Annotated in this window: 22 protein-coding genes; 10 read left to right on the top strand and 12 right to left on the bottom strand. The window is 64.9% G+C overall.

What is annotated here, in order from left to right; translation table 11 throughout:
- Positions 1 to 193 precede the first annotated feature (193 nt).
- The 9 genes from J1M81_RS19580 to cobM form a co-directional block, all read right to left on the bottom strand.
- Complete coding sequence (locus tag J1M81_RS19580; protein WP_027494811.1) at positions 194 to 1,207, bottom strand: alpha/beta hydrolase family protein; 1,014 nt, start codon at positions 1,205 to 1,207, stop codon at positions 194 to 196.
- A 331-nt stretch (positions 1,208 to 1,538) separates the two neighbouring features.
- The gene (locus J1M81_RS19575; RefSeq protein WP_174557192.1) at positions 1,539 to 2,549 is read right to left on the bottom strand and encodes an alpha/beta hydrolase family protein; all 1,011 of its coding nucleotides are present in this window, start codon (positions 2,547 to 2,549) and stop codon (positions 1,539 to 1,541) included.
- A 213-nt stretch (positions 2,550 to 2,762) separates the two neighbouring features.
- Entirely contained in the window at positions 2,763 to 4,628 is a 1,866-nt protein-coding gene (gene zomB, locus J1M81_RS19570; RefSeq protein ID WP_283348112.1) for a flagellar motor control protein ZomB, read from the bottom strand.
- On the bottom strand, positions 4,606 to 5,511 hold the full coding sequence (locus J1M81_RS19565; protein WP_027494814.1) for a decaprenyl-phosphate phosphoribosyltransferase: 906 nt from the start codon (positions 5,509 to 5,511) through the stop codon (positions 4,606 to 4,608). Before J1M81_RS19565 ends, zomB begins: the two co-directional genes overlap by 23 nt.
- Positions 5,508 to 6,044: a phosphatase PAP2 family protein gene (locus J1M81_RS19560; RefSeq protein ID WP_174557191.1), complete on the bottom strand. Its 537-nt coding sequence runs from the start codon at positions 6,042 to 6,044 to the stop codon at positions 5,508 to 5,510. Before J1M81_RS19560 ends, J1M81_RS19565 begins: the two co-directional genes overlap by 4 nt.
- Positions 6,022 to 7,929 (bottom strand): glycosyltransferase, encoded by a 1,908-nt coding sequence (locus J1M81_RS19555; protein ID WP_206498640.1) that lies wholly within the window; start codon positions 7,927 to 7,929, stop codon positions 6,022 to 6,024. Before J1M81_RS19555 ends, J1M81_RS19560 begins: the two co-directional genes overlap by 23 nt.
- Positions 7,926 to 9,155, bottom strand: a complete 1,230-nt coding sequence (gene glf / locus J1M81_RS19550; protein WP_027494817.1) for a UDP-galactopyranose mutase — start codon at positions 9,153 to 9,155, stop codon at positions 7,926 to 7,928. Before glf ends, J1M81_RS19555 begins: the two co-directional genes overlap by 4 nt.
- Positions 9,156 to 9,222: 67 nt before the next feature.
- Positions 9,223 to 9,972, bottom strand: a complete 750-nt coding sequence (gene cobF, locus J1M81_RS19545) for a precorrin-6A synthase (deacetylating) (protein WP_027494818.1) — start codon at positions 9,970 to 9,972, stop codon at positions 9,223 to 9,225.
- Complete coding sequence (cobM, locus tag J1M81_RS19540) at positions 9,969 to 10,712, bottom strand: precorrin-4 C(11)-methyltransferase (RefSeq protein WP_032388104.1); 744 nt, start codon at positions 10,710 to 10,712, stop codon at positions 9,969 to 9,971. The genes cobF and cobM overlap by 4 nt, the downstream gene beginning before the upstream one ends.
- A 314-nt stretch (positions 10,713 to 11,026) precedes the next feature.
- On the opposite strand from cobM, the gene J1M81_RS19535 reads away from it, so the two are divergent.
- Entirely contained in the window at positions 11,027 to 13,213 is a 2,187-nt protein-coding gene (locus J1M81_RS19535; protein WP_206498639.1) for a peptidoglycan recognition protein, read from the top strand.
- 79 nt (positions 13,214 to 13,292) lie between these two features.
- Here the strand turns inward: J1M81_RS19535 and J1M81_RS19530 are convergent, their stop codons facing one another.
- Entirely contained in the window at positions 13,293 to 14,129 is an 837-nt protein-coding gene (locus J1M81_RS19530) for a Cof-type HAD-IIB family hydrolase (RefSeq protein ID WP_027494821.1), read from the bottom strand.
- 75 nt (positions 14,130 to 14,204) lie between these two features.
- On the opposite strand from J1M81_RS19530, the gene J1M81_RS19525 reads away from it, so the two are divergent.
- From J1M81_RS19525 to J1M81_RS19495, 7 genes are all read left to right on the top strand, one after another.
- Positions 14,205 to 15,236, top strand: a complete 1,032-nt coding sequence (locus J1M81_RS19525) for an NADP-dependent oxidoreductase (RefSeq protein WP_206498638.1) — start codon at positions 14,205 to 14,207, stop codon at positions 15,234 to 15,236.
- Between the two features lie 55 nt (positions 15,237 to 15,291).
- Positions 15,292 to 15,804 (top strand): peptide-methionine (S)-S-oxide reductase MsrA, encoded by a 513-nt coding sequence (gene msrA, locus J1M81_RS19520; protein WP_027494823.1) that lies wholly within the window; start codon positions 15,292 to 15,294, stop codon positions 15,802 to 15,804.
- Between the two features lie 147 nt (positions 15,805 to 15,951).
- Positions 15,952 to 17,250, top strand: a complete 1,299-nt coding sequence (locus J1M81_RS19515; protein WP_371831418.1) for a YhgE/Pip domain-containing protein — start codon at positions 15,952 to 15,954, stop codon at positions 17,248 to 17,250.
- 19 nt (positions 17,251 to 17,269) lie between these two features.
- Positions 17,270 to 18,013 carry a CPBP family intramembrane glutamic endopeptidase gene (locus tag J1M81_RS19510; protein WP_027494825.1) on the top strand — a complete coding sequence of 248 codons (744 nt, stop codon included), beginning with the start codon at positions 17,270 to 17,272 and terminating at the stop codon, positions 18,011 to 18,013.
- Positions 18,014 to 18,018: 5 nt separating this feature from the next.
- On the top strand, positions 18,019 to 18,612 hold the full coding sequence (locus J1M81_RS19505; RefSeq protein ID WP_206498637.1) for a DinB family protein: 594 nt from the start codon (positions 18,019 to 18,021) through the stop codon (positions 18,610 to 18,612).
- A 428-nt stretch (positions 18,613 to 19,040) separates the two neighbouring features.
- Positions 19,041 to 19,478, top strand: coding sequence for a nitroreductase family deazaflavin-dependent oxidoreductase (locus J1M81_RS19500; protein ID WP_283348114.1), 438 nt, complete (start codon positions 19,041 to 19,043; stop codon positions 19,476 to 19,478).
- 61 nt (positions 19,479 to 19,539) lie between these two features.
- Entirely contained in the window at positions 19,540 to 20,373 is an 834-nt protein-coding gene (locus J1M81_RS19495; protein ID WP_027494828.1) for an LLM class F420-dependent oxidoreductase, read from the top strand.
- Positions 20,374 to 20,456: 83 nt separating this feature from the next.
- Here J1M81_RS19495 and J1M81_RS19490 read toward each other — a convergent pair whose 3' ends face one another.
- The gene (locus J1M81_RS19490) at positions 20,457 to 21,065 is read right to left on the bottom strand and encodes a hypothetical protein (RefSeq protein ID WP_206498635.1); all 609 of its coding nucleotides are present in this window, start codon (positions 21,063 to 21,065) and stop codon (positions 20,457 to 20,459) included.
- A gap of 127 nt (positions 21,066 to 21,192) precedes the next feature.
- Here J1M81_RS19490 and J1M81_RS19485 point away from each other — a divergent pair, with 127 nt between their 5' ends.
- Together J1M81_RS19485 and J1M81_RS19480 are read left to right on the top strand one after the other, a co-directional pair.
- Positions 21,193 to 21,876, top strand: a complete 684-nt coding sequence (locus J1M81_RS19485) for a response regulator transcription factor (RefSeq protein ID WP_080731811.1) — start codon at positions 21,193 to 21,195, stop codon at positions 21,874 to 21,876.
- Positions 21,873 to 23,288, top strand: a complete 1,416-nt coding sequence (locus J1M81_RS19480; RefSeq protein ID WP_283348115.1) for a HAMP domain-containing sensor histidine kinase — start codon at positions 21,873 to 21,875, stop codon at positions 23,286 to 23,288. Before J1M81_RS19485 ends, J1M81_RS19480 begins: the two co-directional genes overlap by 4 nt.
- Positions 23,289 to 23,313: 25 nt before the next feature.
- On the opposite strand, the gene J1M81_RS19475 is transcribed toward J1M81_RS19480, so the two are convergent.
- Entirely contained in the window at positions 23,314 to 23,799 is a 486-nt protein-coding gene (locus J1M81_RS19475) for a GNAT family N-acetyltransferase (protein WP_027494832.1), read from the bottom strand.
- Positions 23,800 to 23,808: the final 9 nt, after the last annotated feature.

Below are 23,808 nucleotides of genomic sequence, written 5' to 3'. Positions count from 1 at the left end.
CCGAAGGTCTCGTCTCGAGACATGCTTCGTATGTCTTTCTACACGTGCCCGATGGCCACGAACAGCAGACTCGCTGTGACTGGTGGTGCGAATGTGAATTGGGGAGGCTCGGAGAGCCGGCGCTCGAACCGACAATGCCGCCCGACGCGAGAGCGTGGGGCGGCATTGTCGGAGAGCACGTTACGGAACCGAATCAGGCGTTCAGCGCGTCCAGGATCTGGGTGCGTGCCTTCCACAGCTCGGCACCCCAGTACGGCCAGGCGTGGATTCCGTTGGCCGGGAAGCTGTAGGTCGCCGGGATACCGAGGGTGCCCATGCGGATCTGGAATGCACGGGTGTTGGCGAGCGAGAGTGCCTCGAGCGCCATGCCGTTGGCGGTGTTGTAGAAATCGATCGGCGCGGCCGGGCGGTCGAACTGGCCGGGCAGGCCACTGGCTGCGGAGATGTACAGCGACAGGCCCTGCAACCTGGGTGCGAAGACGAACGGGTCGTTGCGCAGCCACGCCGGGTTCCAGGGCGGTCCCCACATGGAGTCGACGTTGAAGCGGCCGGCATCGAGCATCGCGATACGAATCGCCTCACGCATGCCCGGGGCCGAGATGTTCAGGTAACCCGAGAGCGAGCCGGCGAACTTGAACTGGTCGCGGTGGTACGCGGCGAGCGTCAGGGCAGCCGAACCACCCATCGACAGTCCGAGAACACCGTTGTTGTTGCGCGAGACGCCGTAGTTCTCCAGGAACGCCGGGAGCTCCTGCGTCAGGAACGTCTCCCACTTGTAGGTGACTTCCTGGCCGTTGAAGTTCGACGAGGTGTACCAGTCGCTGTAGAAGCTGGACTGTCCACCGACGGGCATGACCAGAGTCACGTCGTCGTTGGCGAACTGATCCTGCGCGTTGGTCTCGAAGGTCCAGGCGTTGCGATCGTCGCGGGCACGCAGGCCGTCGAGCAGGTAGAGAGCAGCGTTTCCGCCGCGTGCCGCCCACTGGACCTGGACCTTGATCGGACCCATCTCGGACGGGACGATCAGGTCCTCGCGGCCACCGGCCGGGGTCTGATGGACGACGGCAGTGGGGGCAGCGACTGCGACTGCGCCGCCGACGACACCGGCTGCAATCGGCAGAACGAGTGCGGCAGCACCCACGCCGAGCAGGCGCTGACGCCAACGTGATGACGCCTTCGGGTTACTGCTGAGGCCGGCAAATCGCATGAATCGTGCTCTCTCTCATCTACGCGGTCTCCGCTGTCGTAGCGGCCCCCGGCAATCGAACAGGGCTGACTGACGGCCCATGAGGCCGGGGTGAAGCTGTGGTGTGTCGAAACGTCGAGGTTCTGCTGCATAACAGGCGAACCGCTCGATGGAGGTTATTCCATCGAGCGGTTCCAAGGCAAAACTGTGATCAGCGTCCCAGTTTCGCCTCTGCGAGTTTCTGAAACAGGAGACTATCCTGCGCGGTCCCCGCTGAACAGCCCTGAAAAGTCGTGAAATATCACTACAGGGCCGAAAGCGGGGACTGCGACAGCAAACGCTGCCGGGTGGATCAGTTACCGATGTTGGCGCTCAGGTCCGGTGCCATGACGCGGATCTGCTCGCCCCAGTAGCCCCACTGGTGGGTACCGACGGCCGGGAACGCATACGTGACGTTGTTGGCACCGATGCTCGCCATGCGGATCTGGAAAGCACGGCTGTTCGCCAGGGCGATGGCCTCGAGGCCCATACCGTTCGCGGTGTTGTAGTAATCGATGAAGCTCTGCGGGCGATCGAGACCGCCGGGCAGACCGCTGCCTGCGAAGACCCACACGCGCGTGCCGTTGTCACGCAAGCGAGGCGCGAAGACGAACGGGTCGTTGCGCAGCCATGCCGGATCCCACGGCGGGCCCCACATCGCGTCGATGTTGTAGCGGCCGGAGTCCAGCAGAGCCAGGCGCATCGCCTCGCGCATGCCGGGCGCGGAGATGTTCAGGTAGCCCGACAGCGAACCGGCATAGCTGAACTGGTCCGGGTGGTACGCAGCCAGCGTGAGGGCTGCGGAGCCGCCCATCGAGATGCCGATGACACCGTTGCGGTTCGGGTTGAAGCCGTAGTTCGCGCGCAGGTTCTCGCGGAGGTTCTGCGTCAGGAAGGTTTCCCACTTGTAGGTGGTCTTCTGACCGTTGAAGTTGGACGGTGCGTACCAGTCGGAGTAGAAGCTCGACTGTCCACCGACCGGCTCGACGACGTTGATGTTCCACGAGGCGAGAACTGCTCCGGCGTCGGTCTCGTGCTCCCAGCCCGAGATGTCCGTCGTGGCGCGCAGGCCGTCGAGCAGGTAGACGACGCGGTTGGTGTTACCGTCCGCTGCCCGCCACACCCGGCTCTTGATCGGGCCCATGCTCGAGTCCGTCCAGACGTCGATGGCGTTGCCGTCGAACGCTGCGTTGGCAGTTGCGCCACCGCCCGCCACGGCCAAGCCCAGTGGTAGCACCACTGCCATCAGCATGGATGTTGCGGCGCGGCGTCCCCAGGAGCCCGCTCGCTTGTCCCCGGACCGGCTCTTCCATCTACCCAGCATGCACTCGACCTCTCAGCAGCTTCGTCACATCGGTTACGCAATCAACGATTGATCTCGCAAGTTCATCATGTATGCGCCCGACCCAGGGTCTGGCGCATACATATCCTCCGCACTTATCGCACGAAGTACGTCGCCCGTTACAGGATCGAGACAGCTCATCTTCGCGTCGAGACCGAATCGGCGCAACCCGGTGATCTTCTCGTGTTCTGTCGGCTAATTATCGGCCTTCAATACAGGTGCCGGAAGATCACATCGCTGTATTTCGTATTTCGGCACCCGGTCGAATCGATAACCGGCATAGAACAACGAACGTTTCACATTCCGGACGAACAGATCCTTCGTCAACGGTGCTCGGTAGGACGTCAGCATTTCTTGGGTGTCCGGGCAGGTCAACGCCACCTGAGCTTCGGTCACCCAGTCCTCGTCCATGTACCAGGGCAGGTACGGATGGATGCCGACCAGTCCCAGATCGGCGACGACCCAGTCCGGGTAGAGGTTCTTGTCATGACCGATGCGGCCGTTCTCGAGGCGTTCGGTGTGCGATGCCAACGGGTACGCCAGCCCCATCTGATCGATGACCCGCACGTCGAGGCCGACGTTCATGCTCGTCATCCCCAGGTTGAGGAAGTAGACGGTGTGACCGAATCCACCCTCGGGGATCGGGAGGGGCGGCGGGACGACATCCCAGTAGGTGAATTGCGCGGACGGCAGCAGCAATCCGCCGTCCGGGGTGTCGTCGATCGCCTGAACCATCGCCCGCATCCGCGGATAGTCGAGATAGTCCGACGCCAGGATCGGATGAGCGTGCCCGGTGTTGAGCGAATAGAACGCTCGTTCGTCGACGATTCCGCTTCGTCCGACGATCGAGCCCTGGGGCATTCCCGTCGTGTTCGCCGCAATCACAGCCCAGACGACGATCCCACCCCAGACGAATACATCCGCGACGAAAACAGCAGTCGCACGATTACCGGACCATCGTTGCGGGAGCGCGACGGGCAATATCGAAATGGGCAACAGCAGCGTGAACAGGGCGGGCAACAATGTTCGCCCGTGCATGAAATCGCCACCGACTCGAATTGCGTAGACCGCGAGCAACAATCCACTGACGAGCACGAATACGACGACAGCAGTCGGCGTGCGCAACGCGGCGAGCAGGCCGCCCACTGTTCTGGGCAGCGTCGGGCGCACTCGTGTCACCGACAGGGCGGCACCGAGCAGGAGCAGCACCAGCGGGAGCCACAGTAGGTACGGTCCCATCAGGTTGGTCAGATACGCCCACCCTTGCGACCACTTGGCACCGCCGGCGTCCTTGGACACTGCGGTGTTGGGGTACGGAAGGCCGTAGTAGCCCATGCGCCAAATTTGGTACAGCACGGGAACCGCGCCCGCGAATGCGAACACGCGCAGCCTCGACAACCACGTCTGCGGGGCGAGGAAGATCATCGCCAGTGCCAGAACCGACACGATGGACAGCTCGGGGCGCACCAGCGGGCCCAGGCCCGCGAAGAAGGCCAGCAGCAGCAGCTCGACGCCACCTCCGCGGCGCTGCCCCCAGCGCACCATCAGCAGCCACAAAACCGCCAGCCAGAAGATGACCAGGCAGGTCTCCAGTCCGGACGTGGCGAAGTCACGGGCCGGCGGTACCGCGATGTACACAAGTACACCGGCGGGGAGGAAGAGAGTGCGTGACGCGGTGCGCCCACGCAGGGAGAACGTGCCGATCATCGCGATGACGACGGCCGCTGTGGACAGCACGAGCGCGATCGTCAGCACCACGTACTCGAGCCGGCCGTCGCTGAGCCAGCTGCCCGCGTAGACGAGGTAGGTCCAGATGGTGCTGGTGTTGGTCTCGACCCGCTCGCCCGCGTTGAACACCGGGCCGTTGCCGGCCAACAGGTTGCGGACGGTGCGCAGGACGATCAGGCCGTCGTCGGCGATCCAGCGACGTTCCCAGGCACCCCACAGAAACAGGGCACCGGTGACGACGGTCCCGACCCAGAAGACCGCCCTGGTCGAGACCGTCGGCGCCGGGGTGTCTTCTCGCGTGTCTCGCTGGTCAGGCGAGGTAGACAGCGACACCAACCACTCCGATCCACGCTATGGCGAGTAGCTGGAGAACCCTGTCTCCCAACGCGATCTCTTCGGGTTCGCCTGCCTCGCCGCCGTCTACGTCCACTGCGTATCGCAGGATTGCGATAGTAAACGGAATCATCGAGATGGCGAACCAGTTGGAGTCCGTTTCGGCGTCCTGCTGAAAAGCCCACAGGCCGTAGCAGATGACGACGGCCGTCGCGGACAGCGTCCACACGAAGCGCAGATATGTCGTGGTGTAGTTCTCGAGCGACTTACGGATCTTCGCCCCGGTGCGTTCGGCCAGTTGCAGCTCGGCGTAGCGCTTGCCTGCCGCCATGAACAGCGAGCCGAACGCCATGATCAGCAGGAACCACTGCGAGAGCGGGATCGAGGCAGCGACGCCACCGGCGATCGCGCGGAGCAGGAAGCCCGAGGAGACGATGCAGATGTCGAGCACGGCCTGGTGCTTGAGGCCGAAGCAGTACGCCAGCTGGATGACGATGTAGACGCCGATGACCAGCGCGAGCTTCCAGTTCGCGAAGAACGACAGGCCGACGGCGAGTCCGAGCGACACCACGGCCATCGCATAGGCGATCGTGACGGGCAGGACTCCTGCAGCGATCGGCCGGAACCGCTTGGTGGGGTGCGCGCGGTCGGCCTCGACGTCCATGGCGTCGTTGACCAGATAGACACCGGAGGCGGCGAAGCAGAACACGATGAACGCGAGCGCGACGGACAGCAGCACGTCGCGATCGGTGACCGAGCCTGCCGCCAACGGCGCGGCCAGGACCAGCACGTTCTTGACCCACTGACGCGGGCGAAGCGCCTTGACGATGCCGTCCGCCAGATTCTTCGGCGGTGCGCCTACGGGTGCGGCATCCTCGCTCATTTGTCTCCTTCGAACTTCACGACGGCAGCAGCCGTCAACGCGCCGAGTGCAGATCCGGCCAGCACATCGGTGGGGTAATGGACTCCGAGCACCAAGCGCGAGAGCAACATGGGTGGGACGAGGACCGCCGGTAACGGTAGCCCGGTCACGCGGCCGAGGAGAACCGCAGCCGCTGTGGTGGATGTCGCATGCGACGACGGGAAACTCAGCTTGCTCGGCGTCGAGACATTGATCCGGACGGCCGGATCGTGGGGACGCGGCCTGCGCACGATGCGCTTGATGACGATGGACGCGGCATGCGATCCGACGGCACCGACGGCCACCGACGCCCACTGGCGTCGCCGCGGCGCGTCCAGAGCAGCGCCGATACCTGCGATCGCCACCCAGCCGAGGGCATGTTCGCCGAAGTGCGACATCCCGCGCGCGACGGTGATCGCACCGGGGGCGCTACCGACCGTGGCCTGCACCTTTTCGAGGATGCGCACTTCGGTCGGCACCTCGGTCTGGCCTTTACGCCTGGTAACGAAAGACACGTTCCCACGTTTCCTTACTGGTCAGGTGCGGCACGGCATCACGGTATCGAGCCTTGAGAGCAGGGAATTCGGCTGCCAACTGCTTGCGCAACGACAGCGCTTCCTTCAGCAACGCCGCCGCCTGCGCGCGGTCGCGCTTGCGGTAGACGACGCCTCGGCCGTCGGCGGTGGTGACGGTGACGCCGTCGACCTGGGACAGCAGGAACCAGCGCGCGTCGAGAGTCGGCACGTTGAGCTGCGGACGCTCGTGGTGCTGCTCGTGCGCAGGCTTGACGTTGTGCAACAAGCCCTTGGCCAGACGACGGACCTTGGAGATCGGGTTGGTCGGCAGGCCGACGGCTCCGACTTCCTCACCCGATGCGAGTGGCAACTCCGTGGAACTGCCGACAACGACGGCGTCGGGGAATTCCTTGCGCAGTGCGTGCACCGTCGGCAATGCCGTGGGCAGGATCTCGAGGATGTGCTCGGGACCGGCCAGGAAGTCACGAATCGCGAGGTTCTGGATGGCGACCGTCGAGTACTCGAGGCACAGCAAGTGCTTGACGGTGGCCTTGATGGTGTCCAGCACCAGGCCCTTGCCGTCGCCCGGCATGTGCAGCGACGCAACAACGAGACGGTTACGCAGGTGGAAGTACGCCTGCCAGTCGATGGCGTCGTCCTTGTCGCTCCACGCCATGTGCCAGATCGCGGCACCCGGCAGCGTCACCGTCGGGTAGCCGGCTTCGCGTGCGCGCAAGCCGTATTCGGCGTCGTCCCACTTGATGAACAGGGGCAACGGCTGCCCGAGTTCCTCGGCGACGACGCGCGGGATCATGCACATCCACCAGCCGTTGTAATCGACGTCGATGCGGCGGTGCAGCAGCTTGCTGGTGCGCAGCGGATCCTCGGAGAAGTCGTGGTCATATTCGACGTTCTGCGCGCCGGTCCACATGAAGTTCCCGCGGTCGATCACTTCACCCATGACGTGCAGGTGACTACGCGCCTGCAGATTCAGCATCTGGCCGCCGACGAGCGTGGGCACCTTGGCGAAACGCGACATCGCCAACGCCCGCAGAATCGAGTCGGGCTCGATCTCGATGTCGTCGTCCATGAACAGAATGTGTTGGCAGGCAGTGTTGTTCAGCGCCTCGTACATGATCCGGCTGTAGCCGCCGGACCCACCGAGGTTCGCCTGATCGTGGATCGCGAGACGGCCACCGAGCGCAGCTGCGGCCTCGTCGAAGCCGGGTTCGTCCTTCGCCTTGCGGGTGCCCTGATCCGGCATGATCACGGCCTGGATCACGTCGAGCACCAACGGGTCCGAGCCAAGGGCGACAAGCGCTTTGACGGCGTCGGTCGGTCGGTTGAACGTGGGGATGCCGACGGCGACGGTCGCCTCGCCGGGAGCCTCGATCGGCGCGTACCAACCCGCGCTCTCGAGGACCACCTCGGAGTCGGAGGTGATGTCGAACCAGATCCACCCGCCGTCCTCGAACGGGCCGAGGTCGATCAGAAACTCTTGCGCCGCATCGCCGTCCACGGCCTCGCGGCCCTCGACGTGGATGCGCGACGCATCGGCCTTGGACCGGTAGACGTCGATCCGGCAGTGGCCGGACACCTCGACGCGCAGCACCACGGACTTCAGGACGCTGTAGCGCCGCCAGTAGCTCGCCGGGAATGCGTTGAAGTAGGTGCAGAACGACACCTCGGACTCGCCGCCGATGGTGAGCGAGGTACGCGAGAGCGAGTGCGCGCGTTTGGCATTGGTGGTCGCTTCTTCGAGGTACAGCGTGCGCACGTCGAGCGGCTCACCCGAACGGGGCAGCAGAACACGCTGCAACAGCGATATTCCGAGGACCGGCGCGACGTCTGCCACCCCGTCCTCGAGCAGATGCTTGGCGGTCATTTGTCCCCCGCCAGGGCGGTGCCGGTCTCGAAGTGCGGGGCCAGGGTGTTGTCGTACATGTTCAGTGCGCTCGCGATGGCCATGTGCATGTCGAGGTACTGGTACGTGCCGAGTCGACCACCGAACAGCACACCGTTGGAGGCCGTCTCGGCCTTCGCGCGGTTGCGGTACGCCTCGAGCTTCTGCCGGTCGTCGGGGGTGTTGATCGGGTAGTACGGCTCGTCGCCGCTCTCGGCGAAACGTGAGAACTCGCGCATGATGACCGTCTTGTCGGTCGGGTACTCACGCTCGGGATGGAAGTGGCGGAACTCGTGGATCCGAATGAACGGCACGTCGCCGTCGTTGTAGTTCATCACCGGCGTTCCCTGGAAATCGCCGACCGGGAGCACCTCGGTCTCGAAATCGATGGTGCGCCAGCCCAATTCGCCCTCGGAGTAGTCGAAGTAGCGGTCCAGCGGCCCGGTGTAGACGATCGGGGCGTCCGGGCTCTCGGCGACCAACTCGTCGCGAACATCGAACCAGTCGGTGTTCAGGCGAACGTCGATTTTCTCGTCGCGTGTCATGTTCTCGAGCCACGCGGTGTAGCCGTCGACCGGCAGCCCCTCGTAGGTGTCGTTGAAGTAGCGGTTGTCGAAGGTGTAGCGCACCGGCAACCGGGTGATGTTGCCCGCGGGCAGTTCCTTCGGATCGGTCTGCCACTGCTTGGCCGTGTAGTCCCGGATGAACGCCTCGTAGAGCGGACGTCCGATCAGCGAGATTGCCTTCTCCTCGAAGTTCTGCGCGTCCTTGGAGTCGAACTCACTGGACTGATCCTCGATCAGGGCCCGCGCCTCGGCCGGGGAGAAGAACTTCCCGAAGAACTGCGAGATCAGCCCCAGGCCCATCGGGAACTGGTACGACTGACCGTTGTGCAGCGCGAAGACGCGGTGCTGGTAGCCCGTGAAGTCGGTGAACTGGTTGACGTAGTCCCACACGCGCTTGTTGGACGTGTGGAACAGGTGCGCACCGTACTTGTGGATCTCGATACCCGTCTCGGGCTCGGCTTCCGAGTACGCGTTGCCGCCCAGGTGGTGCCGCCGATCGAGAACGAGAACACGCTTGCCCAGCTGGGACGCCGCCCGTTCTGCCACGGTCAGACCGAAGAACCCGGATCCGACGACGATGAGGTCGTAGCGGCCGGTCGCGGTGGCGTCGGAAGAGGTGGTCTCGGGGCTTACAGCAGTCACGGGCAACCAGGGTATCCGACGATCGTGACGGCTCCACCCCGCCAGGCACCGCCCGGCCGGTCCGGTGTCAACCTGGCAGGCGTCGGAGCAGGTAGGTATCCATCACCCAGCCGTGTGCCTCTTTGACCTCGGCGCGGGCGCGGCGAATGTCGTCGAGCACGTCGTCGAGCGGCCCGGCCACGAGCTTCTCGTCGGTCGTACCCAGGTTGGCTCCCCAGTGGATGCCCCAGCCTGCGCCGGTCAGCGCACTGCAGGCCAGGTTGCCGTCGAGCATGACGACGAGGTTGTCCAGCCCGGCTGCGACGTCGCCGGCCAGGTTCCTGCCGGTGGTGATGACGATCGGGCCCCCGATGCGATTGAGGACGAGTCGATGACTCGCCGCCAGCATGGACACGCTGGAGATGCCGGGTGTGACATCGAACTCGATGTCGCCGCGCAGTTGGGCGATCCGCTCGACGACGCGGATCGTGCTGTCGTAGAGCGCCGGGTCGCCCCAGACGAGAAACCCCACGACGGTGCCGTCGGCGAGACCGTCGAGCACGTCGGCGTACGCCCGGGCGCGGGCGTCGTGCCAATCGAGGACCGCGGTCTCGTACTGCCGAGGTGACCGGTCGCGTGGGGGGTCGGGCACCTCGATGACCCGGTAGCTTCCACCGTGGTGGCGTTCGAGGATCTCCTGCCTGGCTGCTGCGAGATCCCCGACGGACGCACCCTTGTCTGCCACGACGAACACGTCCACGGCCCGCAGCTTCTCGACGGCTTGCACCGTCACCTGGTCCGGGTGACCACCGCCGATGCCGATCAGATGGATTTTCACGAGCGGTCCCGGCAGGCGTCGTACAGGTGGGATTCGGCGAAGACGCGACGAGCCAGAGCAGGACCGACGAGGATCACTGCGGCCTGACGCAGGCCGGCGGCCTCGACCTGGTCGGCGATGTCGGCCAGAGTGCCGCGCAGAACCATCTCGTCGGGCTTGCTGGCATGGAAGACGACCGCGGCCGGGCAGTCCGAGCCGTAGAACTGCGCCAACTCGTCGGCGATGATGCGGGTGCGAGTGATGGCCAGATGCAGTGCCAACGTCGCGCGAGTGGCGGCGAAATTGGCCAGCGCCTCGGTGTCCGGCATCGCCGTCGAGCGGGCCTGCGCGCGAGTGAGGACCACCGATTGCGTCACCTCGGGAACGGTCAGCTCGACGCCCAACGTGGCCGCAGCGGCCGCGTAGGCGGGCACTCCCGGCGTGATGTCCCACGGCACACCCGCGGCGTCGAGTCGAGCCGACTGTTCTGCGATCGCGGAGTAGAGGGACGGATCACCCGAGCACAGGCGTGCGACGTCGTCCCCGCGCTGGTCGGCGGCGATGAGTTCGGCGGTGATGGCATCGAGATCGAGCTTCGCGGTGTCGACCAGGCGAGTACCGGCCGAGCAATGTTCGAGGATGGCGTCGTCGATGTAGGTACCGGCGTAGACACACACCGGACTGGATCGCAGGAACTCGACGGCCCGCAACGTGAGCAGGTCTGCCGCTCCGGGTCCGGCTCCGATGAAGTGAACAGTCACAGGTGGAAAGCGTAGGGGGCGGGAGTGGAGCCTGCGGAATGACCCATGAAGGCGGGAGTGGAGCCTGCGGAATGACCCATGAAGGCGGGAGTGGAGCCTGCGGAATGACCCATGAAGGCGGGAGTGGAGCCTGCGGAATGACCCAGGAATGCAAGCCCCGACGCGCCGCGCCACTGGAACTTCCCGGCTGTGGCTAACTGTCAAGCTAAGGTTTAGCCTTGTGTCTGATGGGACTCATGTTGCTGATGTGATTCATGTTGTTCAGCAGTGAAGATCCTACGACGCGTACCTACCACCAACCAGGGAGTACCGCCTTGCCGAACCGTCGAACGAAGCCGTCGATCGTTCTCGGTGCTGTCGCACTACTCGCCGTCGCGACCCCGTTTGCGGTCGCAGGGCTGACAGACAGCACGACCACCGGAGTTCGACCGGCCAACGAGACAACCCCGGTCACCGTGCCGACGAAGATCGTCGAGACCGCGCTGAGCGCTGCGCCGGACATCGTCATTCCGCTGCAGGAGCTCACCGGCCTGCCGCTGCCCGATCTGCGGCTCTCCGATCTGAAATACCTGCCGCTGCCGGATTCCATCGTGATCCCGCCGATCGAGATTCCCGACATCCCGGGTCTCACGACGCCGGCTCCGGGTGGCGCAACCGCGCAGGCCCCGATCCCCAGGGTGGACGCCTCGGCACCGGTCAATCCTGAGGCTGCCGACCCCACCGGGCCGCCGCTCGGAGCGGCAGTCAAGGAAATCTCGCAGGACACCCCGTTCAGCATGGTGGCGTTGACCTCCGAGCAGCTGAACGGCGCGAGCGCACAGGTTCGACGTCAGCTCGAGGACGGATCCTGGGGCCCGTGGCTGCAGACCGCACCGGTGGATACCACTGCGAGCGACGCCGTTCCCGCTGCGGAAAAGCAGGGCACCGAACCGATCTTCGTGGGACTCACCAAGGCCGTGCAGGTGCTGTTGACTCCGCTGACGAGCAGCGCTGCTCCCGAAAGCTTTGCAACGCCGCCGGTTCCGGAGGTCCCGGTTGTTCCGCTGCCTTCCGATGCCTCCGCACCTGCGCCTGCTCCCGCCGCTGCGGAGCAGCCTTTGGGCTACACACCCGCGTCGTCGAGCAAGCCGCTGCGCCAACAGGATCCGGCACCGATAGAGCCTGCTGCGCCCGAAGCCGCTCCTGAGGTGTCGGCCGAGCAGTTGGCGTCGGCAGTGAGCGACATCAGCGCCGTGCTCATCACCCCCGGCACGTCCCCCGCCGATTCGGCGTTGAGCGACCTCGCCACTCCGGTGGCGGGCGATGCAGGCCCCAACGTCATCACCCGCGCCCAGTGGGGTGCCGACGAGTCGATCCGTTGCGCCAACCCGACAATCGACGATTTCATCGGCGGTGCCACCGTGCACCACACCGCAGGCAGCAACGACTACTCGAAGTCCGAATCGGCCGAGATCGTCCGCGCCATCTACGCGTACCACGCACAGACTCTGGGCTGGTGCGACATCGGCTACAACGCACTCGTCGACAAGTACGGCCAGATCTTCGAGGGTCGCGCCGGCGGCTTGGACAAGCCGGTCCAGGGTGCGCACGCCGGTGGATTCAACGAGAACACCGTCGGAGTGGCCATGATGGGCGACTACTCCACTCAGGATCCGTCGCAGGAGACCGTCGACTCGGTCGGCAAGTTCCTCGGCTGGCGACTCGGCAAGGCAGGTCTGGATCCCAAGGGGACCACGACGATGACCTCCGAGGGAACGGATTTCACGTTCATCGGCAAAGGCAAAACCGTCGACCTGCCGGTGATCTTCGGTCACCGCGACGTCGGCAACACCGAATGCCCCGGTGACGCCGGATACGCCAGGCTCGGGGAGATCCGCGACATCGCGGCCGCGAACCTCGGCGGTGGCGGCGACGTCACACCGGCAGCACCCGAGACCGCGTCCGATGCCACCGCACCGGACACCGCGGTGACCGACCCGGCACCGTCACGCCCGGGCACGGACGTCAGTTCGACTCTGGGCGAGAACATCCCGGCCCTGGTCGCAGAATTGCAGCGCCTGGCGTCGACGAGCCCCGTCGCGCAGAAGTGGTTGTCCTCGGGCGGCGAAACCGGCGCTCTCGGCGTACCGGTCAGCGGCCTGGTTCAGGTCAGCGGCGGCCGCGAGAAGGCTCAGTTCCAGAACGGCGAGATCATCACCAACATGGCCGGCCAGGCCGTGGCCGTCATCGGCAAGATCTTCCAGCAGTACCTGCAGCAGGGCGGTGTCGACGGCGTCCTCGGTCTGCCGCTCACCGACGAGTTCAAGGTGCCGGAGGGCTTCCGAACGGACTTCGAGAACGGTTCGCTCATCTTCAACGAGCTCACCGGCATCGTGACCACGGTGATCAAGACGTACAACGACACCTACAACGCAGAAATGCAGAAGCCGGTCGCCGCGCCGGTGGAGCCGGCACCTGTTGCCGAGCCCGCTCCGGCACCGGAGCCCGCACCCGCGGGCTGAGTTCAGACAGTCGACAAGGGGCCGAGTCACCGTGGTGACTCGGCCCTTGTCGTGTTCGATGCGCCGCTCTACCAACGAATCACCACCAGCGTTCGAGTACCTGCGCCACTCCGTCGTCTGCGTTGGTGACGGTCACTTCGTCCGCGGCGGCGACGGCGGCCGGATGCGCGTTGCCCATGGCGACGCCCAGGCCGACCATCGACAGCATCGGGACGTCGTTGGGCATGTCCCCGAAGGCGACGATATCGGCGACGTCCACGGACAGGGTCTCGGCGACCTTGGCCAGGCCCGACGCCTTCGTGACGCCCGGGGCCGACAGTTCGATGAGCCCGTTGTCGGTAGAGAAGGTCAGGTCGGCGCGGCCGGAGATCAGCGGCGAGAGAATGTTTGCCATGTGGCCGCTGGTCGATCCCGACAGTCGTATCAGCAGCTTCACCGCGGGGACGTCGACGACGTCGTCCTCGGACATCTCGACGTTGTCGGGATTGAGCCACGCGTGCTCGTAGCCGGGCGAGCTGACGAACTGCGGCGTCGCCGCGTCGTGCGCCGATCGGCCGACGCGCTCGGCCGCGAGACCGCAGCCGGGTAGCGCGCGGTACGCGACGTCGGCCAGCCACTGCAACGTCTCGACATCGAGGGTCTCCGCACTGAGCACGCGATCGGTGGCCGCGTCGTAGATGACCGCACCGTTGGCGCACACCGACATCGGCGCGTATCCGAGACCGTCGACGACGGGGTGGATCCACCGCGGCGGCCTGCCGGTGGACAGCACGAACGGCACTCCGTCCGCTACGACGGCTGCGACAGCTCGCTTGGTGCGTTCGCTGACACGTTCGTGCTGGTCGAGCAGGGTTCCGTCGACATCGCTGGCGACGAGGCGAGGGGCGAGGCGGGTGGTGTTCGGCGCGTTGGTCATCGTGACGTCATTCTGCCCTAGTGTCGAAGGACCCTGTTTTCGACATGCACGTCTTCGATGTGGAAGGAACGGTAGATGACATCCGTGAACCGTCAGATCCGCTTGGCTCAGCGGCCCGTGGGGCGTCCCGACGAGTCGACGTGGGATCTCACCGAGGAACCCATCCCCACCCCGGGCGACGGCGAATTCGTCGTCACCGTCGACTACGTCTCCCTCGATCCCGCCATGCGCGGTTGGCTCAACGATGCGCGCTCGTACGTGCCTCCCGTCGGCATCGGTGAGGTGATGCGTGCTCATGCCGTCGGCCGCGTCCTCGAGTCCCGGCATCCGGATTACGCTGTCGGCGAGGTTGTTTCGGGCTCGTTCGGCGTCACCGAGCATGCGATCTCGGACGGGTCGGGAGTGCAGAAGGTCGACGAATCGATCGCACCGGCACCCACGTGGCTCGGTGCCCTCGGCTTCCCGGGATTGACGGCCTACTTCGGGTTGATGGACGTCGGCAAGCTGGCCGAGGGCGACACCGTCGTCATCTCCGGGGCGGCTGGTGCCGTCGGCAGCATCGCGGGTCAGATCGCGAAAGCCAAGGGAGCCAACGTGATCGGGATTGCCGGCGGACCCGAGAAGTGCGCCTGGCTCACCGAGGAGCTGGGCTTCGACGCGGCGATCGACTACAAGAACGAGTCGGTGTACAAGGCCCTGAAGGCCGCTGCACCGAAGGGCATCGACGTGTATTTCGACAACGTCGGCGGCGAGATTCTCGATGCGGCTCTCTCGCGCCTGCGCAAAGGTGCGCGAGTGGTGTTGTGCGGGGCCATCTCCGGCTACAACGCCACCGAACCGCAGCCCGGACCCGCGCACTACCTGTCCCTGCTGATCAACCGTGCGTCGATGACCGGGTTCATCATCTTCGACTATCTCGATCGCTACCAGGAAGGCGTCGACGCTCTGTCGGAGCTGCTCACCAGCGGCAAGATGACCGCGCGCGAGCAGATCGAGATCGGCGGAATCACGGTGTTCGGATCGACGCTGAATCTGTTGTTCGACGGTGCCAATACCGGCAAACTCGTCCTCGAAGTCGGCGAACGTACCCACGATTCGGAATTATGAGGACGACTCGTTCGTTGAACCCCACGTATCGCTCGATAGAGAACTAGGAGAGCACATGTCTGCAGCCACCGAAACCGCCATTCTCGCCGGAGGATGCTTCTGGGGAGCCGAAGAGCTCGTCCGCAAGCTGCCCGGGGTGGTCTCCACTCGCGTCGGCTACACCGGCGGCGAAGTCCCCAACGCGACGTACCGCAACCACGGCAACCATGCCGAGGGGCTCGAAGTGATCTATGACCCCACCCAGACGTCGTACCGGGATCTGCTGGAGTTCTTCTTCCAGATTCACGACCCGACCACGAAGAATCGTCAAGGCAACGACATCGGCGCCAGCTACCGCTCGGCCATCTTCTACCTGAACGACGAGCAGAAGCGCGTGGCCGAGGACACGATCGCCGATGTCGACGCGTCGGGGCTGTGGCCGGGCAAGGTCGTCACCGAGGTGACCCCGGCAGGAGATTTCTGGGAAGCCGAACCCGAGCACCAGGACTACCTGCAGAAGTACCCCGAGGGCTACACCTGCCACTGGGTTCGCCCGGACTGGAAGCTGCCGCGTCGGGCAACCGCCTAGGAGCGGCTGCGCCGCATGTGCATGGAACTTCGTAGCCTGCTACGAAGTTCCACTCACATGGGTGTGCGTAACGCCCATTCCGGACGGCCGACGGTCCACAGGTAGAACTACCGCGCAGTTAGCAGCCGAACTTGCGACACTGATCCGGTGACACCCGACAGAACCCCTCGGTCGATGGCCGACGTCCTTCGTTCGCCGCGCTTCTGGCTCGCTCCGATCCTTGTCGTCTCGACCCTCATGTCGTTTCTCGCGGCACTGTATCTGGGCGGTGTTCTCGATCCACGGGGTAACTTGCACGATCTGCCCATTGCGATCGTCAACCAGGACGAGGGCGACACCCTTGCGGGTGAGCAACGCAATATCGGCAACGACATCGTCGACGGATTGACTCAGAACGTCGATTCCGAGAAGGTCGCTTTCCGCGAGGTCGGCCCGGCGCAGGCCGAATCGCTGCTGTCCACGGCCGAGGTCTACGGCTCCATCGTCATCCCCAGTGATTTCACCAAGAGCATGGGAATTCTGGCCGAGGGCAGCATCGTTCCCGGTGATATCGAGAAGCCGATCATCACCGTCTACACGAATCCGCGGGCGGGTAGCTTCGGAATGTCGCTCGTGACCGGAGTGGCCACTCCTGCATTCGAATCGGTGAATCAGACCGTGGGCCAACAGATCACCGATCAGGTTCGCCAGCAGCTCGGCGACACTCCCCTTGCGGGCGCGAGTGCTCTGTTGTTGGCGCAGCCGATCAATGTGATTGTTGCTCAGCACGATCCACTGCCCGACGGTACCGGCGGTGGCCTGTCTGCGTTCTACTACGCGCTACTGCTCGTCTTGGCGGGATTCACCGGTGCGACCATCGTCAGCACCCTCGTCGACGGCTTGTTGGGGTTCACCCCCACCGAAATCGGCCCGAAGTACATCCACCGCGGACCCACCCGGATCAGCCGGTTCCAGACGCTGTTGGTCAAGTGGCTGGTGATGTTCGTTCTGGCCATGCTCGTATCCGCCCTGTACCTACTGATCAGCCACTTGCTGAGCATGCCCATCACCCATGCGTGGACCCTGTGGATGTACGGCGCGTTCGCGATCACCGCCGTCGGATTCACGGCGCTGGCGGTGATGTCCGCATTCGGCACAGCAGGGTTGCTGGTCAACTTGGTCGTCTTCATCATCCTGGCCCTGCCGTCCTCGGGTGGCACGATTCCTCTCGAGGCAAGCCCGCCGATTTTCACGTGGCTGGCCCAGTTCGAGCCGATGCATCAGATCTTCCTCGGCACCCGATCGATCCTGTACTTCAACGCCTCGCCCGACGCCGGCCTGCTGCATTCGGTGGGTATGACGTCCCTCGGGCTGCTCATCGGGCTCGTGTTCGGCCTGGTGTTCACCCTTCTCTACGACCGTAAGGGCCTCGACAGAAGCCTCGATTCTCCGGGTGTCATCAGCTGACGCCGGTACACTCGATCCAATGCTTGCCGTCAATCCAGCCGGGAGCGTGGCACCCCGACGGGCCGTCCGCGCCTATCTCGACGTCGCCATCGTCGTTCTCGTCCTCGTGGGCACCAACCTCATCGCACACTTCACCACGGTGTGGGCGAGTATCGCGACGGTTCCGATCGCCGCCGTTCTCCTGGTGATCCTGTCGAACCGTCGCGGACTCGGATGGGCCGAGCTGGGACTGTCACCCAAGCAGTGGAAGACGGGTTCGCTCTACGCACTCGGTGCCGTCGGCATCGTCCTGACCGTCATCGCCATCGGTGCATTGCTGCCGATGACGCGGCCCTTCTTCATGGCCGATCGCTATGCCACCATCTCCGCGGCTCTGGTCGCCTCGATGATCGTCATCCCGCTGCAAACGGTCATCCCGGAAGAACTCGCGTTCCGTGGAGTGCTGCACGGCACGTTGGGCCGCATCTACGGTGCACGCGGAGTCTTCGCGGCGGGATCCCTACTGTTCGGTCTGTGGCACATCGCGTCCTCGCTCGGCCTGACCGCCGGGAATGTGGGTCTCAGCGGATTTCTCGGCGGCGGGCTGTTCGGGCAGATCGTCGGGATCGCGCTCGCAGTCGTCGCGACCGCCGCAGCCGGGGTCGTTTTCACCTGGCTGCGCAGTCGAAGCGGGAGTCTCATCGCACCCATCGCCCTGCACTGGTCGTTGAACGGACTCGGCGCACTGGCCGCAGCACTCGTGTGGCACGCATCCACGAGCTGAACGACATGAAAAACGAGCTGCACCAATACCTTCGGATCGCTCGCCAGAACATGCTGTGGAAGCTCGACGGCCTCACCGAATACCAGAAGCGACGACCGATGACGCCGACGGGAACCAACCTCTTGGGGTTGGTCAAACACCTCGCCATCGTCGAATACGGCTACTTCGGCCTCACGTTCGGTCGTGAGTTTCCAGCTCGTTTCGCGGAATTGGAAGCAGAGGGCATGGCCCGGCTGAATTCCGACATGTGGGCCACCGCCGAAGAATCGTCGGAATCCATTGTCGCCCTGTACCGCGAGGCGTGGACGTATGCCGACAAGACCATCGATTCACTCGACCTGGATGCAGCGGGACGCGTCCTGCACTGGCCTGCGGACAAACAAGAAGTGACGCTGCACCGAGTCCTGGTCCAGATGATCGCCGAGACCAACCGGCACGCGGGGCACGCAGACATACTGCGCGAATTGATAGACAACTCCGTCGGACTGCGCCTCGGCAACGAGAACATGGCCGACGGCGACGCAGCCTGGTGGGCACAGTACCGATCCGAGTTGGAAACCGTTGCTCTCAAGGCTGATCAAGCCCGTCCCGCCGACTGAGCCTTTTTCGGCTCGACGGCTATTTTCGCGGTGTACCTGTCCAACCGCGATCGATGACCCGATTCAGCGCGACGACAGCCTGCGCGGAAATCCCGGGCAGTGATCACTGTCCGTCTACCGTTCTTTTTCTCGATTCTCACGGCCTTCCCGGAGCGCAGCTTCGATACCGGTGTCGCCCCCCCCTGCTATCGAAGCGAAGACCCCAGCCTGCCCGATCGCGCATCGGATGCACGTCGGACACGGATGTACCCCAAAATGTCTTCGGCAATAATCTGCGCCCGCGGCCAACCACGCGTTGCCCACGCATCGATGCCACGATCCCCGGTGTGGAAGGGGTGGAATTACCAGGAATACCAGGAGTAAGGGGCAAAGTTTCGTTGAGCGAGACGTATCGGGAATTTCCGGCCATGGCGACTGTTTGCGCCCACGTGCTTGATAACGAGACCGCCACCGAAACCGAGCTGAGCCCCAAGTCCTGGGTCCGCGAGCTGACCGAGCAGATTCTCGAGCAGGGCACCACCGAGGGGGCCGAGTATCAGGGTCTGCCTGTCGTGCTGTTCACGATCACCGGGGCGAAGTCCGGCAAGAAGCGGTACGTGCCCTTGATGCGCGTCGAAGCCAACGGCAAGTACGCCATGGTCGGTTCCAACGGTGCCGGTGCCACGAACCCGTCGTGGTACTACAACATCAAGGCAAACCCCACCGTCACGGTGCAAGACGGGACGAAGGTTCTCACCCTCCAGGCCCGCGAGCTCGACGGGGCCGAGCGCGAGAAATGGTGGACGCTAGCCGTCGAGTCCTTCGCTCAGTACGCCGAATTCCAGTCCCAGACAGACCGGCAACTCCCCGTCTTCATCCTGGAGTGACCCCGGCTGTGATCCCACTTCACGCCCCGTGCACGGGCGACACCCGACGTTAGGAACAGCATTGAAAATCGGAATCTCCACCTTCGTCACCGACGACGGGATCGACCCGGTGTCGCTGGCTCGCGCCATCGAGGAGCGTGGATTCGACTCGCTGGTTGTTGCCGAGCACACTCACATCCCAGCCAGTAGGGAGACGGCGTTTCCCACCGGCGAAGAGATGCCCGACTTCTACTATCGGACGCTCGACCCCTTCGTCACTCTGGCAGCGGCCGCAGCGGTGACATCGAAGATCGAGCTGGTCACCGGTATCACCTTGCTCATTCAGCGTGATCCCATCACCACTGCAAAAGAATCCGCCAGTATCGACCTGATCTCACGGGGCCGGTTCGTATTCGGCGTGGGAGCGGGTTGGCTCCTCGAGGAGATCCGCAACCACGGCACCGACCCGAAGACACGGGGTGCACTGTTGGACGAGCAGATCGAAGCAATCAAAGCCCTGTGGACGAACGAGCCGGCCGAGTATCACGGCAAGCACGTCGATATCGAACCCTCCTACCTCCGTCCCAAGCCGGTGCAGACACCGCACCCCCCGATATTCATCGGCGGTGCCTCCGATGCGACGGTGAAGCGCGTCATCCGGCACGACGCCGGGTGGATAGCCAACCCACAGCCCGTCGATGTCATGTCCGCGCGCATCGATGCGATGCGCGAAGGACTCGGGCACGACGTTCCGTTGCTACAGTTCGGCACCCCCGCGGATCCCGAGTACTGGCACGCCTGCGAAGAGTTGGGATTCGGGCAGCTTGCGCTCATGCTGCCCACCGCGCCGCACGACGAATCGTTGAAAATCCTCGACGAGTACGCCGCGCTGGCGTCCGCGTACCGCGGGAGATAAAACCCTGGGCGCGTTCGGAAGTCGCGCGTCCACCCACACCGGTCCCCGCACCGATCCGGTGCGGGGACCGACCTAGCTTGCGTTCAGGAACCGGACGGCGCTGCCGGCGGTACGGGAGGCGTCGCACCATCAGCGGGTGCCGGCGGCGCGGGCGGAGTTGTGCCATCGGCCGGTGCCGGCGGCGCGGGCGGCGTCGCTCCGTCTTCTGGTGCGCACACCGCTCCCGGGCCACCTGCGCCCGGCCCACCCTTACCCGGACCACCATCGGCCGGTCCGCCCTTGCCCGGACCACCCGCGGGCGGGGCAGGCGGAGTTGCGCCGTTATCCGGTGCCGGTGGTGTTGCGCCATCACCCGGTGGGGTCGGAACTGCGGGAACCGTCGATCCGTCACCGGAATCGGGTGCCGCAGGAGCCGCAGGCACCTCCGATGCATCCACACCGCCACCACCGTCGGTTCGCTGTCCGAGGGCAGACGACGACGCCACGGTCGACACGCCTGGCGAGACATCGGGTCCGGCGGCTGCGAACACAGCCGCGGTCACCAGGGCTCCGATGGCAAGTCCCGCTGCTGCGGTCGCGGCCAGCGGTGCCCGTCCCTTCCACCGCTTGGGCTTGCTCTCCCGAGTTGCCTGGGCGCTCGGGGTGGGCTCGGGGTTCGATGCGGCGGGAATCGGTTGGGTCTGATCGTTCACGTTCACTCCTTGTTCGGACTGCGTCGTTCGTTTCGGTCTGTCACCGACACTGCCGCCGCTAGCTGAAGTCACCCTGAAGCTGGGCGCATCTTCAGGATCACTTCAGCTGGTGGGTGACAATCGAGGCATGACATACAGTTCCGCTCCCCGGGTGATGGTGGTGGAGGATTCGTTACCCATCAGGGAAGCGCTCGTGGCCGCGTTCGAGGACGCGGGTTTCACCGCCGTGTCCCTGCCCGACGGCGACGACTTCGAGCCCACGATGGCAGGCTTCCGTCCCGATGTGGTGATCCTCGACGTCATGCTGCCCGGTGCACGGGACGGGTTCGATCTCATCGACGTCGTCCGACAGAGCAGCGACGCGGGCATCATCATGGTCACCGCGAAAGATCAGCTGGCCGACCGGTTGCGTGGACTCGGCGACGGTGCCGACGACTACGTGGTCAAGCCGTTCCAACTCGACGAGGTGGTCGCCCGCGCCAAATCCGTGCTGCGGCGTCGCGGTCGTTCGTCCGACGCGGTCCAGGTCGGTGATCTACTGGTCGACGAGCCCGCCGGAGTGGTCACTCGGGCGGGTCAGGTTCTCGATCTGACGGCGACGGAGCTCCGCTTGGCCACGTTCCTCGTCGCACAACGCGGACGTACTGTCTCCAAAACCTCTATCCTGGAATCGGTCTGGGGCTACGGCGCGTACGACGGTAACCTGGTGGAAGTTCACATCAGCGCGTTGCGTCGCAAGATGGAAGCGCATGGGCCGCGGTTGATCCATACCGTCCGCGGCTTGGGTTATGCATTGCGGGCTCCGCAGTGAAGCGGACGCCGACCCCGTCGCTTCGGATGCGGGTGGTCGCCACCGTCGTCGTATTGTTCGCGGCACTGCTGGTGATTGTCGGCTCGTCGGTGGATGTCGTTCTGGGTCAACAGCTTCGGCGTGATCTGGAGGCGCGGTTGTCGGACCGGGCAACTCGGGCTGTCGAGCTCGTGGAGAGCGGCGTCGGGCCCGGGGATCTGGTGCAGGCCCTGCAGGGCGACGCCATCCGAGTTCGTGTCACGGCTGCGGACGGCACGGTGTATGGCGCTCCCGGCAGCGGACCGCCTGGCCCGGACATCCGGCCTGCCACCCCGGCTCCGCCTGCGGGCCAGTCGCGAACTCCGAGTCCCCCTGGTCCGCCGGATCCTCCTGCGCCCCCGTCCGATTCGTTCGAGATCACCGAACCGTTGCCCGACGGTTCGACGCTGTCTCTCCTCGGCGATACCACCGCCATCGCCGATGTTCGGCGACAACTACGCATCCTCATGCTGGGAGCGGGTGCTGTGACGCTGCTACTGGCCGCCGCAGCACTCACCTTTGCCGTACGGCGAGCACTGTCCCCGCTGGACTCGATGACATCGGTCGCGCGCCGAATAACCAACGGCGACAGGGGCAGACGGCTGCTTCCCACCAAACCGAACACCGACCTCGGCCGCACCGCCTCGGCCGTGGACGAGATGCTCGACGCCCTCGAGGACGCCGAGCGCCGCGAGGCAGCAGCGGCGCGCACAGCCCGCCTCGCCGAGGAGGACATGCGGCGCTTTCTGGCCGACGCCGCACACGAGCTGCGCACTCCCGTCGCCGGGATCTCGGCGTTGGCGCAGTCGCTGCAGCGCGACGCCGAGCATCGCCCCGATCGAGTCCCACGCTGGAGCGAGCTGCTGGTCGGGGAATCGAGCAGGGCGTCACGCTTGGTGGGCGACATGCTCGATTCCGTCCGTGCGGAGAACACGTCGGATCTCGACGCAACCGATACCGACCTTGCCGACATCACCCGCCGCACCGTGGAGCGAGCAGCTCTGGTCATGCCGGATATTCGGTTCGATGTCGCTGCCGCGCAACCGATTATGGTTCACATCGATGTCGGACGCATCGAACAAATCCTGTCGAACGTGCTGGACAATGCCGGTCGTTTCACCCCGTCCGACGGCACGATTCGGGTAGCGGTCGGCCGGGACACCCACGCATTCGTCACCGTGGACGACGAAGGACCCGGTGTCGCAGAGGCAGACCGTGAGCGCATCTTCGAACGACTCGTCAGGCTGAACTCCGCCCGTGACCGAGCATCCGGTGGCGTCGGACTGGGGCTGTCGATCGCTCGAACACTGGCGCGCGCCCATGGCGGCGAACTCGTCTGCCTCGCAGGGCCTTCGGGCGCGCGATTCCGGCTGACTCTCCCCCTGAACGCGTGAACACCTGAAATCCCGAACATGTCAGCTACTCGACGATCAAGTCCATCAGCAGGCTGTCGTGCCAGCCGTCCGGCCCCTTCTCGTACTTGCGCATGATCCCGACGGGCTCGAAACCGACTGCGCTGTAACAGGCTATGGCCACTGCGTTGTCGGCGGCGGGATCGATCACCAGGCGGTGATGACCGAGACCGACTGTCAGGTAGCGCACCAGCGTGCCTACCGCGTCCTTTCCGACGCCGCGGCCGTGTACAGCCGGATCGAGGAAGATGTCGATCGACGCGTGCCGGTACATCGGGTCGGTCTCTTCGCCGTACTGGATCAAACCGACTGTCGCGGAGTCCAATTCGACAACCAGGCGGGTCTCTTCAGGGTTGTCGAACGGCCAGCTCTCGTCGGCGTCCTCGTCACCCCACCGCGCATGCACCTCGGGGGTGTGCAGTATTCGGCGTAGCTCCGGCACGTCCTCAGCGGTGATCGGCCGCAACACGACCCGTTCACCGCGGAGGTTCATGCCCGCCGA

Origin of the sequence: Rhodococcus sp. KRD175, from assembly GCF_017168275.1 — a bacterium.
Lineage (GTDB): Bacteria > Actinomycetota > Actinomycetes > Mycobacteriales > Mycobacteriaceae > Rhodococcoides > Rhodococcoides fascians.
Note: the sequence above shows the minus strand (reverse complement) of the source record. Positions and strands in the feature narration are given on the sequence as shown.